Origin of the sequence: Sphingomonas sp. BK481, assembly GCF_014194875.1 — a bacterium.
In the GTDB taxonomy this organism is placed as follows: domain Bacteria; phylum Pseudomonadota; class Alphaproteobacteria; order Sphingomonadales; family Sphingomonadaceae; genus Sphingomonas; species Sphingomonas aerolata.
The window spans coordinates 368146-384082 of sequence record NZ_JACIAP010000003.1; the positions used below are offsets into that span (position 1 = coordinate 368146).

Annotated in this window: 16 protein-coding genes; 7 read left to right on the top strand and 9 right to left on the bottom strand. The window is 67.8% G+C overall.

The features are described from left to right. Positions 1 to 188 precede the first annotated feature (188 nt). Both FHY04_RS08070 and FHY04_RS08075 read right to left on the bottom strand, forming a co-directional pair. A complete protein-coding gene (locus tag FHY04_RS08070) occupies positions 189 to 662 on the bottom strand; it encodes an invasion associated locus B family protein (RefSeq protein WP_183936054.1) in 474 nt (157 codons plus the stop codon). Next, complete coding sequence (locus tag FHY04_RS08075) at positions 659 to 1342, bottom strand: histidine phosphatase family protein (RefSeq protein WP_183936055.1); 684 nt, start codon at positions 1340 to 1342, stop codon at positions 659 to 661. The genes FHY04_RS08070 and FHY04_RS08075 overlap by 4 nt, the downstream gene beginning before the upstream one ends. A 139-nt stretch (positions 1343 to 1481) precedes the next feature. Between FHY04_RS08075 and FHY04_RS08080 the strand changes: the two genes are divergently transcribed. The 6 genes from FHY04_RS08080 to gyrB all read left to right on the top strand — a co-directional run bounded on the left by FHY04_RS08080 (position 1482) and on the right by gyrB (position 9223). Next, positions 1482 to 2135 carry an outer membrane protein gene (locus FHY04_RS08080; RefSeq protein ID WP_031395115.1) on the top strand — a complete coding sequence of 218 codons (654 nt, stop codon included), beginning with the start codon at positions 1482 to 1484 and terminating at the stop codon, positions 2133 to 2135. 132 nt (positions 2136 to 2267) lie between these two features. Continuing rightward, positions 2268 to 3386 (top strand): DNA polymerase III subunit beta, encoded by a 1119-nt coding sequence (gene dnaN / locus FHY04_RS08085; RefSeq protein ID WP_031395114.1) that lies wholly within the window; start codon positions 2268 to 2270, stop codon positions 3384 to 3386. Positions 3387 to 3496: 110 nt separating this feature from the next. Beyond that, positions 3497 to 4291 (top strand): Coq4 family protein, encoded by a 795-nt coding sequence (locus tag FHY04_RS08090; RefSeq protein WP_183936056.1) that lies wholly within the window; start codon positions 3497 to 3499, stop codon positions 4289 to 4291. Positions 4292 to 4416: 125 nt separating this feature from the next. Further along, on the top strand, positions 4417 to 5541 hold the full coding sequence (gene recF, locus FHY04_RS08095) for a DNA replication/repair protein RecF (protein ID WP_183936057.1): 1125 nt from the start codon (positions 4417 to 4419) through the stop codon (positions 5539 to 5541). A gap of 97 nt (positions 5542 to 5638) precedes the next feature. Then, the gene (locus FHY04_RS08100) at positions 5639 to 6430 is read left to right on the top strand and encodes an OmpA family protein (RefSeq protein WP_260171391.1); all 792 of its coding nucleotides are present in this window, start codon (positions 5639 to 5641) and stop codon (positions 6428 to 6430) included. 261 nt (positions 6431 to 6691) lie between these two features. After that, positions 6692 to 9223, top strand: a complete 2532-nt coding sequence (gyrB, locus tag FHY04_RS08105) for a DNA topoisomerase (ATP-hydrolyzing) subunit B (protein WP_409349151.1) — start codon at positions 6692 to 6694, stop codon at positions 9221 to 9223. Positions 9224 to 9276: 53 nt separating this feature from the next. On the opposite strand, the gene FHY04_RS08110 is transcribed toward gyrB, so the two are convergent. The 6 genes from FHY04_RS08110 to FHY04_RS08135 form a co-directional block, all read right to left on the bottom strand. Further along, positions 9277 to 10338, bottom strand: coding sequence for a LuxR C-terminal-related transcriptional regulator (locus FHY04_RS08110; RefSeq protein WP_183936060.1), 1062 nt, complete (start codon positions 10336 to 10338; stop codon positions 9277 to 9279). A gap of 114 nt (positions 10339 to 10452) precedes the next feature. After that, complete coding sequence (locus tag FHY04_RS08115) at positions 10453 to 10911, bottom strand: spore coat U domain-containing protein (protein WP_183936061.1); 459 nt, start codon at positions 10909 to 10911, stop codon at positions 10453 to 10455. Further along, entirely contained in the window at positions 10899 to 12158 is a 1260-nt protein-coding gene (locus FHY04_RS08120; RefSeq protein ID WP_183936062.1) for a fimbria/pilus outer membrane usher protein, read from the bottom strand. The genes FHY04_RS08115 and FHY04_RS08120 overlap by 13 nt, the downstream gene beginning before the upstream one ends. Then, complete coding sequence (locus FHY04_RS08125; protein ID WP_221211697.1) at positions 12155 to 13252, bottom strand: fimbria/pilus outer membrane usher protein; 1098 nt, start codon at positions 13250 to 13252, stop codon at positions 12155 to 12157. Before FHY04_RS08125 ends, FHY04_RS08120 begins: the two co-directional genes overlap by 4 nt. Then, entirely contained in the window at positions 13212 to 13913 is a 702-nt protein-coding gene (locus FHY04_RS08130; RefSeq protein ID WP_183936064.1) for a molecular chaperone, read from the bottom strand. Before FHY04_RS08130 ends, FHY04_RS08125 begins: the two co-directional genes overlap by 41 nt. 66 nt (positions 13914 to 13979) lie before the next feature. Continuing rightward, complete coding sequence (locus FHY04_RS08135) at positions 13980 to 14501, bottom strand: spore coat protein U domain-containing protein (protein ID WP_183936065.1); 522 nt, start codon at positions 14499 to 14501, stop codon at positions 13980 to 13982. A gap of 495 nt (positions 14502 to 14996) precedes the next feature. Between FHY04_RS08135 and msrB the strand changes: the two genes are divergently transcribed. Further along, positions 14997 to 15449 (top strand): peptide-methionine (R)-S-oxide reductase MsrB, encoded by a 453-nt coding sequence (msrB, locus tag FHY04_RS08140; protein WP_183936066.1) that lies wholly within the window; start codon positions 14997 to 14999, stop codon positions 15447 to 15449. A 40-nt stretch (positions 15450 to 15489) separates the two neighbouring features. Here msrB and FHY04_RS08145 read toward each other — a convergent pair whose 3' ends face one another. Beyond that, positions 15490 to 15915, bottom strand: coding sequence for an organic hydroperoxide resistance protein (locus tag FHY04_RS08145; RefSeq protein ID WP_056673505.1), 426 nt, complete (start codon positions 15913 to 15915; stop codon positions 15490 to 15492). Positions 15916 to 15937 lie beyond the last annotated feature (22 nt).

The following is a 15937-nucleotide window of genomic DNA, read 5'->3' on the forward strand; positions in this document are numbered from 1 at the left end:
TTTTTCTACAGGCTGCGTCGAGCGAAGAGTCGCCGCCATGAACACCACGCGTAGCACCACACAATAACACCTCCCCGGCGGAGGCCGGGGCCCAGTTGGGGGACGGAGGTAAGGACGGTCAGCCCGTTGTTACGACCACCTTTCCACCTGGCCCCCGGCCTTCGCCGGGGAGGTAGAAAGAAGGGAGGCTACCCCCCGCGACACGCCAGCACGGCCGCATCGATCGCCGTCGCCGCGCCAGACAGCGCATAGACATCCGCGAACGGCCGACCACCGACGCCGACCGCCTCGACGCTCATGCTCCGCCCCGATCGCAGCGCGGCGACGATCGCGCGGTCGCTGGGGGCATCGCTCGCCCACGCGTCCAGCCCGTTCGCGACCAGCGCGAACCGGCGTTCGCCGACCGTCAGCGTCACCCCGGCGGAGCGATCGCGCTCGCGGCTGAGGCGGATGTACAACGACGCGCGCAGGCCGCGCTTCGGCCAGGTCGCGATGGTCGCGAAACCCGTCGTGCGCCCGCCCGCCATCACCGGCCGCGCGATCGCGTAGCAGCGCGGCGGCGTCGCGTCGCGGAATGCGCCCCACCCCCGGTAAATACCGATAGTGTCGCGCGCCGTCGCCGGTGTCGCGACCGCGAAGACCAGCAGGACCGCCAGCCTCACGCGGGGGCGAAGCCGGTGCCGCGGTGCGGGACGGTCGCGCGGCCCTGCTCGACCAGCGTCACCGACCCCTGCGGCAACCCGGCCGCAACCGCGGTGCCAAGCACCGGGTCGACCGGCGCACCCGTCATCGCGCCCAGCATCACCCGGCTCGAAATCCCGTGCATGATCACGAGCCGGTCGCCCGGATCCTGCGCGGTGTCCGTCAGCCAGCCGCCGACCCGTGCCGCGATCTGGGGATAGGTCTCTCCGTCGGGCGCGGGTTTAAGCGTGCCGCCAGGCATCATCACCGGGCCGACCTCGTCGACCACATCGGCATAATAGCGGCCGCCCCACGACCCCATGTCGATCTCGACCAGCCGCGGGTCGGTGCGCGCATCGTGCCAGTCGAGCTCGAGATGCTCGCAGATCACCGCCAGCGTCTGCAGCGCACGCCCGGTCGGCGACGCCCACAGCGTCAGCGCAGGCCTGGCCCCGAGCACGTCTCGCAGCGCACGGCCAAGCTCGTCGGCCTGCGCAAATCCGGCGCGCGTCAGCGGCGTGTGCGCGGCATTACCCTGCAACCGGTGCGCGGCGTTGAACACGGTTTCGCCGTGCCGCGCGACGAAATCCCGGCCAAGCCTGACGGGCGGTTTGCCGGTTGGACCGAGGTCCGCTGCACGTTGCCGAGGGCTTGGAATCATGGCTCGCATTTCAACCCCCTGTTGCGCAAAAGCAACGGATTTCCGTGTTTATCTGGGGTTCATGCAACGCCTGTCGGATTGGTCCATTGGAGCCATCCACCCCGCGTTCGGGGGTGACGAAGATTAACGGAGTATCCCAATGCGTAAGCTTATCGCCGCATCGCTGTTCGCGACCACCGCCATTGCCGCCCCCGCGCTGGCACAGACCAATCCGACCTTCACCGGCCCGCGCGTCGAGGCCACGCTCGGCTACGACCACACCGGCGCCGGCAGCAGCGTGTCCAACAACAACGGGCGCGACGACCAGAAGATCGACGGCCTGCTGTACGGCGGCGGCATCGGCTACGACATCGCGACTTCGAGCAACATCGTGCTCGGCGCCGAGGCCGAACTGACCGGTTCGACCGCGAAGAGCGACCGCAACGACTATACCAGCGACTTCGGTTTCGGTCGCGTCAAGCAGGGCCGCGACATCTATGTCGGTGGTCGCGTCGGCTATGTCGTCGCGCCGACGACCATGATCTACGCGAAGGGCGGCTACACCAACGCCAAGCTGAACGTGCTGGCGGGCGACACCAACCAGACCACCGACACCGACTTCAACCTCGACGGCTGGCGGATCGGCGCGGGCGCCGAGCATGCGGTCGGCCCGAACAGCTATGCCAAGCTCGAATATCGCTATTCGAACTATGAGCGCAGCAACATCGACTATGCGACCGGCGGCACCAGCGGCCGATTCGACGTCGACACCGATCGTCATCAGGTCGTCGCCAGCTATGGCTTCCGCTTCTGATTGCGGTTTAACGCGACGTTTACCGTGATCAAAGAAGGGTCGGGGCGCTTGCTCCGACCCTTTATTGTTGGGTAAGCCATCTGCGGATTGCCCCCAGCCCCGAATCCGGCTGTGGAGGCCGGGGGAATTTTGATGAAGGCGACGATCGAACGCGCAACGCTCCTCAAGGGGCTGAGCCATGTCCAGTCCGTGGTGGAACGGCGCAACACCATCCCCATCCTGTCGAACGTGCTGATCGAGGCGACCGCCGAGGGCACGCTGAAGCTGATGGCGACCGATCTGGATCTGCAGATCAACGAATCGATTGCAGCCGCGGTCGATCAGCCCGGCGCGACCACCGTGTCCGCGCACACACTGTTCGACATCGCGCGCAAACTGCCCGAGGGCAGCCAGGTCCAGCTCGCCGCCTCGGAAGGCCGGATGAGCATCATCGCGGGCCGCGCGCGCTTCTCGCTCGGCACGCTGCCGCGCGACGATTTCCCGGTGATCGCGGAAGGCGAACTGCCGACCCAGTTCGAACTGCCTGCCGAGACATTGAAGCAGATCATCGACAAGACGCGCTTTGCGATCTCGACCGAAGAGACGCGCTATTATCTCAACGGCATCTTCCTCCACGTCGCGGACGGCGACAGCGCGAACCCGGTGCTGAAGGCCGCCGCGACCGACGGCCACCGCCTCGCGCGCGTTACGCTGCCGCGGCCCGAGGGCGCCGAATCGATGCCCGACGTGATCGTGCCGCGCAAATGCATCGCCGAGCTCCGCAAATTGCTCGACGAGGTCGACGGCTCGGTCGGCGTCTCGCTGTCGCCGACCAAGATCCGCTTCGACCTCGGCCAGGCGATCCTGACCTCGAAGCTGATCGACGGTACCTTCCCCGATTACAGCCGCGTGATCCCGACCGGCAACGACAAGATCCTCAAGATCGACCCCAAGAGCTTCATGGAAGGCGTCGACCGCGTGTCGACGATCGCCACCGAGAAGACCCGCGCCGTGAAGATGGCGCTCGATCGCGACAAGATCACGCTGTCGGTGACCTCGCCCGAAAACGGCACCGCCGCGGAGGAAGTCCCCGGCGATTATGTCGCGCTCCCGTTCGAGATCGGCTTCAACAGCCGCTATCTGATGGACATCCTCGCACAGATCGACGGCGACATGGTCGAGGTCCACCTCGCCGACGCCGCCGCCCCGACGCTGATCCGCGAGAACGACAAGTCGCCCGCGCTCTACGTGCTGATGCCGATGCGCGTCTGACCGTCGCACGCTGGCGATCGCGTGAAAGGCCATCCTGCGGGGTGGCCTTTTTCGTTTGAAGGCTCGAGCGGATCTGATACTGACATCACTGTTAGTAAGGAGTCGACTCGATGGCGAAGCTTCCTCCCTTTCCCGGTACGACCGGTCGTCGCGACTGGCGGACCGCGATGGATGCGATCCGGAAGCTCCTCGCCAATGGCGACGACACGACTCAGGTGTTCCGGATCATGCGCGCGCTGAACGTCGGCAACGCGCCGATGAACTATGCGCGGCTGATCGCGACCGAGCGGGGCGGGCGGATCGCCTATGATCAGGTCGAGCTGGCGCGGCGCTTCTCCGATCCGGCGTTCGTCGCGAGCTTTGCGCCCGGCACGGTCGGCGCGGCCTATCGCCATTTCCTAGAGACGACGGGCTATTCGGCGGACGGACTGGTCGAGGTGTCGCGGCTGGTGCCGAGCGAGGACGATCTGGCGCATCCCTATGCGTGGTTCGGCCGGCGGGTGCGCGACACGCATGACATCTGGCACGTGCTGACCGGCTACAAGGCGGACGAGAGTCTGGGCGAGGCGGCGCTCGTCGCGTTCAGCTATGCGCAGGTCGGCGGCCTCGGCTGGGCGCTGATCGGGTCGGCGGCGGCGCTCAAGAGCCTCCGCGTCACCGGCAATGGCCTGTTCGCCAAGGCGGTCTGGGAAGGCTATCGCAATGGCCGCAAGGCAGAATGGATTTCGGGCGAGGATTATCTGACCCTGCTGCACGAGCCGCTCGATGCGGCACGCGCGCGGCTCGGGATCGCGACGCCGGTCGCCTATCTGCACGCGCAGCGCGAACTCGGTCCCGCGCTCGCCTCCTATCTGAGTGCGCGGAAGGCGGGAGCGGGCACCGGACCCGAGCGGATCGCCGCCTGACGCGAAGGCTGACAGCGCACCGGGTCTGTCGCGGGCGGTCCTGACCAGACCGATCGCCGACTCCGCTCAGGGCGAACGGAAAAGGGCGATGCACTCGGCTGCAAAACTCCTTTAAGGCCGGTGCGATGCTGTCGCGCCTCGTCCTTACCGATTTCCGCAATCATGCCGACCTGACGCTCCAGCCGGGGGCGGGATTCGTGGTGCTGACCGGCGCGAACGGCGCGGGCAAGACCAATATCCTCGAGGCGGTTTCGCTGCTCGCCCCCGGCCGGGGGCTGCGCCGGGCGGCGCTCGGCGAGATGGCGCGGCAGGGCGGTGCGGGCGGTTTCGGCGTCGCGGCAACGCTCTGCCCCTCCGCGCGAGGTGAGACGTCCGTAGCTGGGGCCGAACGCGACCAGCATGCCGACGCTGGTAGCCACATCGGCGATGTCGATATCGCGACCGGCGCGCTGACCTCGGCGCCTGAGCGCCGCATCGTCCGCGTCCAGGGTGCGACCACCACCGCCAATACGCTCGCCGAGTGGCTGACGGTGTTGTGGCTCACCCCCGCGATGGACCGGCTGTTCGTCACCCCCGCGGGCGAACGCCGCGGCTTTCTCGACCGGCTGACGCTCGCGCTCGCACCCGGTCATGCGCATCATGCCGCGCGCTACGAGGCGGCGATGCGCGCGCGCAACCGGCTGCTCGGCGACGAAGGCCGTCCCGATGGCGACTGGCTGTCCGCGCTGGAGGCGCAGATGGCGGAGCATGGCGACGCGCTCGATGCCGCGCGCCGCGAAACGGTCGACCTGCTCGGCGCGCGGCTGGCGGGCGAGACGGACGGCGCATTTCCGCGTGCGGGCCTCGCGCTCGACGGCTGGGCCGGCGATGCCGCGCCGCTCGCGGTCACGCTGGCGCAGGGTCGCGCGCGCGATGCCGCTGCCGGGCGGACCCTGGTCGGGCCGCACCGTGTCGACCTGATCGTCACGCACCACGACAAGGCGCGCGCCGCGTCGCTCGCCTCGACCGGCGAGCAGAAGGCGCTGCTGCTCGGCATCGTCCTCGCGCATGCCGAGCTGGTCGCCGAGCGGACCGGCCAGCCCCCGGTCCTGCTGCTCGACGAGGTTGCCGCGCATCTCGATCCGGCCCGCCGCGCGGCGCTGTTCGATCGGCTGGCGGGGCGCGGGCAGGTGTGGATGACCGGCACCGAGGATGCGCTGTTCGATGCGATCGACGCGCAGGCGACGCGGATCGCGGTCGGGCCTGGCTGAACGCGCGCTGTCGATGCGCGTCACGAGGGGTTCAAGCGGGCGCGGGCAAATCCCGGTCCATCGCGCCCCGGTCCATCGCGGGCGACGGAGAGACATGATGAAGACGACTATCGCACGCGCCGCATTCGGACTGGTCATGATCGCGGCAACCACCGCACCGGCATTCGCGCAGGCGCGCTATGACATGAGCAACCCGCCCTGGTCGCGCCCCGGTTACAGGCTAGCGGGTGCCGGCGTGCCGATCCTGTTCCCCGAACTACGCAATACGCCGCGCGGTCGCACGTTCGTGATGCCCAATTTCGATGCAAACGGCGATGGTCGGATCAACCGGCAGGAAGCCGGTGACGCCAACCGCGAATTCGCCCGCATCGCCGGGCCGCGTCGCGACCGGTTCGACTGGGCCGCCTATGGCCGCGACCCGGGAGGCTATCGCGGCGACCGCGGCGGCGGCACCACTGTGGTCGAGACCACCACGACGTGGGACCGCGGCGCGATGCGCAACTATGGCTTCCGCCAGACGCCACGCGGCGCGACGCTGACCCTGCAGGAGGACGTGCTGTTCCGCACCGACAGCGCGGTGCTGCGCCCCGGCGCGATCGAGAAGCTGCGCCCGCTCGCGCGCTATCTGCGCGGCAATCCGGGGGTCCGCGTCGCAATCGACGGATTCACCGATTCGCGCGGGTCCGATGCGCATAACCAGGACCTGTCCGAGCGCCGCGCGGCGAGCGTCCGCCAGGCGTTCGACGACATGGACGTCGTCCGCGCCCGCTTCAGCGTCGTCGGCCATGGCGAGCGCCAGCCGGTTGCGACCAACGCGACCGCGGCGGGCATGCGCCTCAACCGCCGCGTCGAAGTGACCCTGCTCGGCCAGCGCGTCGACCGCTTCTGAGTGCAAGCTCCCTCTCCCCCGGGGGAGAGGGAAGGGCCAGGCTCCTCCCCGGCGAAGGCCGGGGCCCAGGTGGGGGACGTCTCTGACGGAAGGTGGCGCTGCGTTACGACCACCTTTCCAACTGGGCCCCGGCCTCCACCGGGGAGGCGGCGTGTTTGGACGAAGTACAGAGCGAACGCTGTCCTACGCCTCACGACCCGACCCCCGGCACCACAGGCCATTTCGCTTCCGTTTCGGGCGTGCGATGCCTATATGCTGGGCATGGCATCCAACCCTGAATCCAACAATCCCAACCTGCCCAACCAGGGCGACTATGGCGCCGACTCGATCAAGGTCCTCAAGGGCCTCGACGCAGTGCGCAAGCGCCCCGGCATGTATATCGGCGACACCGACGACGGGTCGGGCCTTCACCACATGGTGTTCGAGGTCAGCGACAACGCGATCGACGAGGCGCTTGCCGGGCATTGCGACCGGATCGACATCGTCCTGAACGCCGACGGATCGGTCAGCGTCACCGACAATGGCCGCGGCATCCCGACCGGCATCCACACCGAGGAAGGCGTGTCCGCAGCCGAGGTCATCATGACCCAGCTCCACGCCGGCGGTAAGTTCGAGAACACCAGCGACGAGAACGCCTACAAGGTCTCGGGCGGCCTGCACGGCGTCGGCGTCTCGGTCGTCAACGCGCTCAGCGAATGGCTCGACCTGACGATCTGGCGGGACGACAAGGAGCATTACATGCGCTTCGCGTTCGGCGACGCGGTGCTCCCGCTCAAGATCGTCGGCGACGCGGCCGAGGGCCAGAAGGGGACACGAGTCACCTTCTTCCCGTCGCCCGCGACCTTCAAGATCACCGATTTCGACTTCGACAAGCTCGAGCACCGCTACCGCGAGCTCGCCTTCCTCAATTCGGGCGTGCGCCTGTTCCTGACCGACGCACGGCATGAGGAGCTGAAGACCGTCGAGCTCTATTACGAGGGCGGGATTGCCGCGTTCGTGAAGTATCTCGATCGCGCCAAGCTGCCGCTGATGCCCGAGCCGGTCGCGATTTCGGGTACGCGCGACGACGTCACGATGGACGTCGCGCTGCAGTGGAACGACTCCTATTACGAGAACGTCCTCGCCTTCACGAACAACATCCCGCAGCGCGACGGCGGCACGCACATGGCCGCGTTCCGCGCCGCGCTGACCCGCACGCTCAACAATTATGCCGAGAAGTCGGGCCTGTTGAAGAAGGAAAAGGTCCAGCTCACCGGCGAGGACATGCGCGAGGGGCTCACCGCGATCGTCTCGGTCAAGCTGCCCGACCCGAAGTTCAGCAGCCAGACCAAGGACAAGCTCGTTTCGTCCGAAGTCCGCCAGCCCTTGGAAAGCCTGATGGCCGACAAGATGGCCGAATGGCTCGAGGAGAACCCTGCGCACGGCAAGGCGATCGTCGCCAAGATCATCGACGCCGCCGCCGCCCGCGAAGCCGCCAAGCGCGCCCGCGAACTGACTCGCCGCAAGGGCGTGATGGACATCGCCTCGCTGCCCGGCAAGCTCGCCGACTGCCAGGAGCGCGATCCCGCCAAGTCCGAACTGTTCCTGGTCGAGGGTGACTCGGCAGGCGGCTCGGCCAAGCAGGGCCGCGATCGCCATTTCCAGGCGATCCTCCCCCTGCGCGGCAAGATCCTGAACACCGAGCGTGCGCGCGAGGACCGCATGTTGTCGAGCCGCGAGATCGGCACGCTCATCACCGCGATGGGCACCGGCATCCGCGACGACTTCAACGCGGACAAGCTGCGCTACCACAAGATCGTCATCATGACCGACGCAGACGTCGACGGCGCGCACATCCGCACGCTGTTGCTGACGCTGTTCTACCGTCACATGCCCAAGATCATCGAGGGCGGCTATCTCTACATCGCGCAGCCGCCGCTCTACAAGGCGACCAAGGGCCGCTCCGAGATGTACCTGAAGGACGATGCCGCGCTCGACGAATATCTGGTCGATGCAGGCGTCGGGTCGATGGTCCTTGAAGGGCCCGGCGGCGCCCGGTCGGGGCGCGACCTGAAGGATCTGGTCGACCACGCGCGCCGCATGCGCACGCTGATGCGCTACGTCCCCAAGCGCTATGACGCGGGCATGATCGAAGCGCTGGCGCTGGGCGGCGTGTTCGATCCCGAGGCGTCGGTCGCGGACCGCACGTCGCGGCTCGAGATCGTCACGCGTCGCCTCGAACTCGACGACGGCGATGCGCGCTGGACCGCCGAGTTGACGCAGGATGGCGGCATCCATTTCCAGCGTGCGTGGCGCGGGGTGACCGATCACCACATCATCGAGGCGAGCTTCCTCGTCTCGGCCGAGGCGCGCAAGCTGCACGCCTTGTCGGCCGAGCAGTCCGACAGCTATGCGCGCACCTCGAACCTCGTCCCCGCGAGCAAGGCGGCGCACGCCGACGAGCCCGAGGCGGAAGACGCCGCAGAGACCGGTGCCGGCGTGATCGGGTCCGCCACCGCGGTCGCGACGCGCGGCTCGACGCAGGTGTCGCGCCCGAGCCATCTGCTCGACGCGATCCTCGCCGCGGGCCGCAAGGGTCTCGCGATCCAGCGCTACAAGGGGCTGGGCGAGATGAACGCGGAACAGCTGTGGGAAACCACGCTCGATCCGTCGGTCCGCTCGATGCTGCGCGTCACCGCGGTCAATGCCGAGAGCGCGAACGAGATCTTCACGCAGCTGATGGGCGAAGTCGTCGAACCGCGGCGTGAGTTCATCCAGGACAACGCGCTCAACGTCGCCAATCTCGACGTCTAGGGCGCGTTTCGCTTCCCCGGACCGACGCACAGGGATCGTCCGATCCGTGTGCGTCAGTCCGGTTCGGCCCTGCGTGGCGCGTCGGTCTTGCGGATGATCGCGCCGAAATGCGTCTGGCCGTCCTCGCGCCACATCGACAGCGACAGGGTGACGGCCAGTTTCGACCCGCCGCGGTGCGTCGCCTCGAGGGTGACGGTCGTCCCGACCAGATGCGCCGCGCCGCGGGCCGCGAGTTGCTGAAGGCTCAGGGCGTTACCCCGTTCTCGCGGATCGATGATCGCGATCGTCTGCCCCAGAGCCTGGTCGGTGCTGAAACCGAACAGCGTCTCGCACGCCGCGTTCCAGACGATGATCCGGCCGTCATGATCCGCACATAGAATGCCATCGGGAGAGGTCGCGGCGAAATTGTCGAAGCGGGACCGGCCCGGGTCGGGCAGCTGCGGCACGTGGTTCGCCAGCGGCGACCCCTCACGCAGGCTGCGCGCGAGTTCGGGCGTGTCGAGCCAGCGTTCGCGGGGCGCGAGCCCGCCATCGACCGCGACATAGACCATCTCCGCCACGCTGCTGACGTTCAGCTTGCGCAGCGCCTGCGCGCGGTGCCCCTCGACCGTGCGCGGGCTGATCGCCATCGCCTGCGCGATCGCCTTGTTCGTCTGGCCGACGATCATCGCGCGCACGACATTGCGCTCGCGCTCGGTCAGCAGGTTGAGACGCGCGCGCGCCGCGCCGCGCTGCGCCGTCCAGTTCACCAGCGTCGCGACCCGTTCGAACGCGCGGTCCAGCGCGGCCGCCAGCGTTTCGGGCTCGAGTGGCATGTCGAGCACCTCGGTCGCGCCCAGTTTCATCGCCTCGACGGTGACCGTCGCATCGGTCCGCGCCGTGATCGCGATCGCCGGCCAGCGGATGTCGCGTTGTGCCAGCGCGGAGAGCAGCCCCAGGCCGTGCGCCGGCGGCGTCCGCAGCTCGATCAGGATCGGCGCAGGCTTGAGCGTGGGCAATTGCTCGAGGAACAGGTCGGCATGGGCAAAGGGCCAGACCGTGATGCCCGACGGCTTCAGACAGGCCTGCAGATGCCGCCGCGTGCCGCTGTCGTCGTCGATGACGTATAGGATCATGGCTGCTCCGGTCGGTGGCGGTGCCAGGGGCCCGAAAATGGTGCCGCGGCCGGGACGATGAAATTCGGCGTTACACGGTAAAGTTTAAGAGTTCGAGGGGGCTGTCGCGGGCGTTCAATAGGTGATGCTGACCCAGAGGATGTCGCTGTAGGATCCCGGCTTCAGCTGCGTCTGGCGGGCCGGTGCGCGCGCATAGACGGGAATCGCGGTGCTGGTCGCGACCGCGGTGCTGCTGACGGTGCTGCTGCCATTGGTGCCGTCGCCCCAGACCCGTGAGTGCGCAGGATCGATATAGAGATTGTAGAGCAGCGCCTGGGCGCCGCCGGTCATGGTCCGCGCGCCATAATCGCCATTGCCCGGGCCGATCGCGATGACGACGCTGGTCTCGACGTCGCAGCTGATCGCGATGCTGGTGACGGCATCCTGGGGTGCGGTCGCGAACGGATCATAGGAGCCGAGCGTCAGCGCCTGCGGGCTTACGCTGCAACTGGCAGCCGCTGCCGGCGCCGCGGTCGCGAGCAGCGCGAAGACAAACGCGGCGGTGATCGCGCTGCGACCGATCATGAGGTGCATGTGAAGGTTCCGAGATCGGGTTGGGTCTGTCCGGCGGGGACGAAGTCGAAGGCGAAAGCGCACCCGCCGCCGGCAAAGGTGGCAGACACGCGATTGCGCGTGGCCAGCCCGGTCAGATAGGCGTCGCCGCCGGGCGCCAGCAGAAAGGCTTCGCCCGCGCCGTTCAGGTGAAGCACGGTGCCGGCGGGAAGCGGGCTGCCGTCCGCACCGACCACCCGAAGCCGCGCATCGCTTGCCGCGCGTGCGCCGAACCGTACCGCGACGCCGCTGCGATCATAGGGCCGCACCGTACGCTTGGTCTCGTCGATGATCGCGTCGAGCGGCAGGTCCTCGGCCTCGATCCGGATATGATTGTCCTGAAACGGCAGCAGCCGCGGGATGACCAGCACGCCCGCCGCGTTCGTCCGGCCGACCAGCTGGTTGTGCGAATAGACGCGGACATTGGCGTAGGGGCCGACGCGCACGGTCCCGAAGCTCTGCTCGATCCGACGCGCGGCGAACACCGCGCCATCGACCGTCGCGACCGATCCGACCAGCTGCAGCCGCCCGCCCGACGCACCGTTCAGCCGGGTCACCTGCGCATCGATACGGCCGATGCCGCTCTGGGCATTGACCTCTGCATCAAGCCGCTCGATCGCCCCGGTTTCCGCCTGCAGCCGGTATCCGACGCCGTCTCCATAAGGGAGGTTGCGTTGCAGCGTCGTCGTCGCGCCGAGCTCGCCGTCGCGCAGCTGCACGCCGGCGGTGGCGCTCGTCCGCTGGCCGAACGGGACGGTGAGGCGGAACTGCACCGTCGTGTCGCGCGCGCCGGCAAAGCTCCGGCTCGCATTGAGGCTGAGCGCGCCGATCCGACGGAGCCGCATTGACGCATTGGCATTGCCCGACAGGATATCGCCGCGCTGGTCGCGGCTGCGTCGCCACAGGAGAGAAGCGGTGACCGATCCATAGGGCGTGGGCGTGCCGATAAAGCCGGTCACCGTGCTGCGCGCGCGCCGATAGGCAATCGAATCGCCGACCGTCGCATAGTCCGCGGTGGTGATCTCGCCATTGCCGCCCAGCGACAGGCCGCGCGTCTGGCGTTCGAACCCGATCCCGAACAGGCCGCCGCCGCCCCGGTCCGAATGGCTGCCCGCGGCCGAGAGCGAGAAGATCCCGACCGCGGGCCACAAGGCGCTGACCTGCATGCTGGTCGCCTGCATCCTGCGGGTGGTTTCGCCATGCGCCTCCACCGTCAGCCGCTCAGTCACGCCATAGCGATGCGTCGCCGACAGGATCGGCGTGCCATAGTCGAAGCTCGCCCGCGTGAAATTGCGCCTAACACGCCGATCTCGTACGAGAAATCATGCAGGCCCCGGCGCAGGATCTGCGGCGCGGCATAATAGGATTGCGTCACCCGCGTCTCGCGACCCAGCGCGTCGCGCACCACCAGCTGGATATCGCCGCTGCCATTGACCACCGGGACGTCGGTCAGCGCGAACGGTCCGGACGCGACCGTCTGGCGGTTCTGGAGGATGTTGTTGACATAGAGGTCGACGACCGAGGGGACGGCGGCGCTGCCGTTCAGCGTCGGCAGCGCCATCGTCAGATAGCCCGGCTGCGTCGCGAAATTGGTCGCGAGCTGAAGGCCCGCGAACCGCAGCGCACCGGTCCCGGTGCTGCCGCGCGTCACGCCGTCGCCAATCCGCAGCGATCGCAGCCGCGCCGGGTCGTCGATCGTCCAGTTGGTATCCAGCCTGACGAGGCTGCGTCGCCCGTCGCCACTATTCCCCGTGCCGGCGATGAAGCCCGTCCCCATCGTCCCCGCGCCGCTGAACGCGCCCAGCTCGAACAGGCCGTCGAGCGAGGACGCGCCTGACGCGGTCTGTGCGGACAGGTCGTAATTGAGGAAGCCGCCGATCCCGCTGCGCGTCATCGGCCCGTCGGTCCGGCCCGACAGCAGCGCGCTCGACGGCATGAACAATGCGGCCGGCGCGGTGATCGACAGCGTCTGCGTCGCATCGTCGAGGCCGGCGACGAGTCCTTCCGCCGTGTCGAGCCGAAGATAGGTCTCGCCCTCGAACAGCCGCGTGTCGTCCTCTTTCAGCACCAGTCGCCAGGCGCGCGCCGCGTCTCCGGTGACGTACAGCGCGTCCGCATCGTACAGCACCCAGACCGGATCGGGCTGATCGATGCCGTTGATCCGGATCGCGAGCAACGCCAGACGCAGGTCCGCCGGCGCCGCAGCCTGTCCCGCAGCCGGGATGGGCGCGGGGTCGGCAGCGATGCCGGGCGAACCCGCGGCCAGAAGCACGATTGCCAGACTAGCGCGCGGCCAGATTCGCCGTGACTTCGTGCTCGCCATCGGCGGTGCGGATCGCGAGCGTCAGCGGCGTCCCGGTCGTGAGTTCGGGGTGCTTGCCGATCTCCCATTGGCGCATGCTCTGCGGCAGGACGACGCCCATCGCGTTGCTCAGCACGCTCGACGTGCCGCCCGGGCCCGTGCCCATCCCCGTACCCGCCCGATGTGCGATGCCGGTGACCTGCGCGATCGCGCCGCCGGTGTTGCGCGCCTCGAGCACGATGTCGCCGGCCGGACGCCGCCAGGCGGTCCAGGCGACGTCAGCCTTGGCGGCCGGATCGGCGACGATATAGAGCGGCAGGTTCAGCTTGACCGCGATGCGCACGCCGTTCGCCGTCGCCGGCCCGGGGATCTCCTGCAGCATCACGCGATAGGCGGCATTGGGCACGCGGTGCCGCACGCCGATGCGGACAAGCTGCGGTGCCCGCGTCGCGGCGGTGAAGATGGGTGGCGACGCGATCAGGTCGTCGGTCGGCGTATAGACGTCCTTGCCGTCGACCTGCGTCCAGCGAAAGGCGGACACCCGGATCGATACCGGTACATCCTCGCCATTGGTGATGGTCAGCGATCCGATCGGGCGGTTGGCGGGCAGGGTGAGCGTGACCGGGCTGACGCGAAAGTTGCTCGCGACCGCATCGCCGGGCAGGGCGATGGCGGCGGCCATGCAAAGACCGGCCGCCGTGAGGCGACCGGTCTGCAAGAGGCTCATAAAGCGCATTGCTTGAAGAGCTTAGTAGTTAACCGTGACCTGGACGAGATCCGCATAGGTTCCTGCTGGTATGCCCGTCTGGCCAAGCGGGATGCTGCCGGCCAGCACGATCGGCACAACGACGCCGGTACCGGTGCCGATGATCGGCGAGGTGCCGCCCGTGCCATCACCCCATGGGCTGGTCGCGGTGTTGTCGTTGTACAGGACGTAGTTCAGCGGCAGGCCGCCCCCGGCGGTCGAGGTCATCCCGCGCAAGGCCATCGTTGCGCCGGTGCCCGTGCCGACATCGGCCGTCGCGGTCCAGGCCGTGCCACTGGTGCACATGACGTCCAGACCACCGGTGCCCGCATGCGCGGCGCCATCGGTCACATCGGCGCCGCCGAACTGCAGAGCGGTCGAGGTGACCACGCAGCTCTCGGTGACTTCGGCGTTGGCGGCGATCGTCGTGCCGGTGGTCTGCGCCGATGCCGGAAGGCCGACGAAAGCGGTCAGGCCGAGCGCGGACGCCAGCGCGAATTGGACGCGCATGTTGTTGATAGCCATTGGTAATTCCCAGGACTGGGCGCAGCAGGACATACCTTGCGCCACTCATGTCGAGCCGTATCTGTCATCAAGAGGCTTCTTGAAAACATGCCGCCTCATCGATGCAGTTCTACGCCAATGGCATTGCGAAGACCTGAACAAATGTACAATATTTCCCACGTAGATCTACGTGGACATGCATGGTCTTGCCTTGGGATAATCGTCGGTCATTGCCGTACATCATGACGCATCATGGTAAACGGAATGAGTTTCGATGGTTAATACTAGATGAAAGACTGAATGCTGGCAAGGCGTGCAGTGCGCAGGGGCGCCACATGCCTCGGGATTGCGACGATCGCGGCCCGGGCACCGGCCCATCAGGCTGGCCATCACCGTCGCGCGGCCATTCCTATAGCGCCAACGCCCCCTATATCCCGTCAGCACCCTGCTGACCGGACGCAGCTTCCGCGCATCCCGGCCGGCCAACCGACGCGGATCGCCGCGTGAGAGGACAGCATGACAGAGTATAAGAAGACCGACGCCGCGCTCGCCAAGCTGACGCCCGAGCAATATCACGTCACGCAGGAAAGCGGCACCGAGCGGCCCGGGACGGGATCCTATCTCAACACCCGCGAACCCGGTCTCTATGTCGACATCGTGTCGGGCGAGCCACTGTTCGCGTCGGCCGACAAGTTCGACTCGCACTGCGGCTGGCCGAGTTTCACCAAGCCGATCACCCCCGCGCATGTCGCCGAGCTGCATGACCGCAGCCACGGCATGGTCCGCACCGAGGTCCGCTCGGCAGGCGCGGACAGCCATCTGGGGCATGTCTTCGAGGACGGGCCGCGTGACCGCGGCGGGCTGCGCTACTGCATCAACTCGGCCGCACTTCGCTTCGTCCCGCGCGACGCGATGGAAGCCGAGGGGTATGCGGACTATCTCGATCAGGTCGACGCCGCAGGCGCGTGACGGAACGGCCGGCCGCTCGCGCGGCCGGCCACCCCGTGGGTCAGGCGAGCGTCAGGCCGACATCGACATTGCCGCGCGTGGCGTTCGAATAGGGGCAGATCTGGTGCGCGGTATCGACCAGCTTCTGCGCCTGCTCGCGGTCGAGACCCGGCAGCGCGACGGTCAGATCGGTGGTGATGCCGAACCCGCCCGCACTGCGCGGACCGATGCCGACCTTGGCGGTCACCGACACATCGTCGGGCAGCTTCACCTTCAGCTGCTGTCCGGCGACCTTCAGCGCGCCGATGAAGCAGGCCGAATAGCCCGCCGCGAATAGCTGTTCCGGGTTGCTTCCGTCACCACCGGCGCCACCAAGCTCCTTGGGCGTCGACAGGGCCACCGCGAACCGGCCGTCCTCCGACCGTGCCTCACCGTCACGACCGCCAGTGGCGGTTGCCGTGGTGCTGTATTTCACATCGACCGACATGCTGAATCTCCTATCTGTTTAT

Excerpts from the sequence above, each read along its gene's own strand:
- FHY04_RS08075 (WP_183936055.1), bottom strand. The coding sequence starts at position 1,342 with ATGATTCCAAGCCCTCGGCAACGTGCAGCGGACCTCGGTCCAACCGGC.
- FHY04_RS08080 (WP_031395115.1), top strand. The coding sequence starts at position 1,482 with ATGCGTAAGCTTATCGCCGCATCGCTGTTCGCGACCACCGCCATTGCC.
- dnaN (WP_031395114.1), top strand. The coding sequence starts at position 2,268 with ATGAAGGCGACGATCGAACGCGCAACGCTCCTCAAGGGGCTGAGCCAT.
- FHY04_RS08090 (WP_183936056.1), top strand. The coding sequence starts at position 3,497 with ATGGCGAAGCTTCCTCCCTTTCCCGGTACGACCGGTCGTCGCGACTGG.
- recF (WP_183936057.1), top strand. The coding sequence starts at position 4,417 with ATGCTGTCGCGCCTCGTCCTTACCGATTTCCGCAATCATGCCGACCTG.
- FHY04_RS08100 (WP_260171391.1), top strand. The coding sequence starts at position 5,639 with ATGAAGACGACTATCGCACGCGCCGCATTCGGACTGGTCATGATCGCG.
- gyrB (WP_409349151.1), top strand. The coding sequence starts at position 6,692 with ATGGCATCCAACCCTGAATCCAACAATCCCAACCTGCCCAACCAGGGC.
- FHY04_RS08110 (WP_183936060.1), bottom strand. The coding sequence starts at position 10,338 with ATGATCCTATACGTCATCGACGACGACAGCGGCACGCGGCGGCATCTG.
- FHY04_RS08115 (WP_183936061.1), bottom strand. The coding sequence starts at position 10,911 with ATGCACCTCATGATCGGTCGCAGCGCGATCACCGCCGCGTTTGTCTTC.
- FHY04_RS08125 (WP_221211697.1), bottom strand. The coding sequence starts at position 13,252 with ATGGCGAGCACGAAGTCACGGCGAATCTGGCCGCGCGCTAGTCTGGCA.
- FHY04_RS08130 (WP_183936064.1), bottom strand. The coding sequence starts at position 13,913 with ATGGCCGCCGCCATCGCCCTGCCCGGCGATGCGGTCGCGAGCAACTTT.
- FHY04_RS08135 (WP_183936065.1), bottom strand. The coding sequence starts at position 14,501 with ATGGCTATCAACAACATGCGCGTCCAATTCGCGCTGGCGTCCGCGCTC.
- msrB (WP_183936066.1), top strand. The coding sequence starts at position 14,997 with ATGACAGAGTATAAGAAGACCGACGCCGCGCTCGCCAAGCTGACGCCC.
- FHY04_RS08145 (WP_056673505.1), bottom strand. The coding sequence starts at position 15,915 with ATGTCGGTCGATGTGAAATACAGCACCACGGCAACCGCCACTGGCGGT.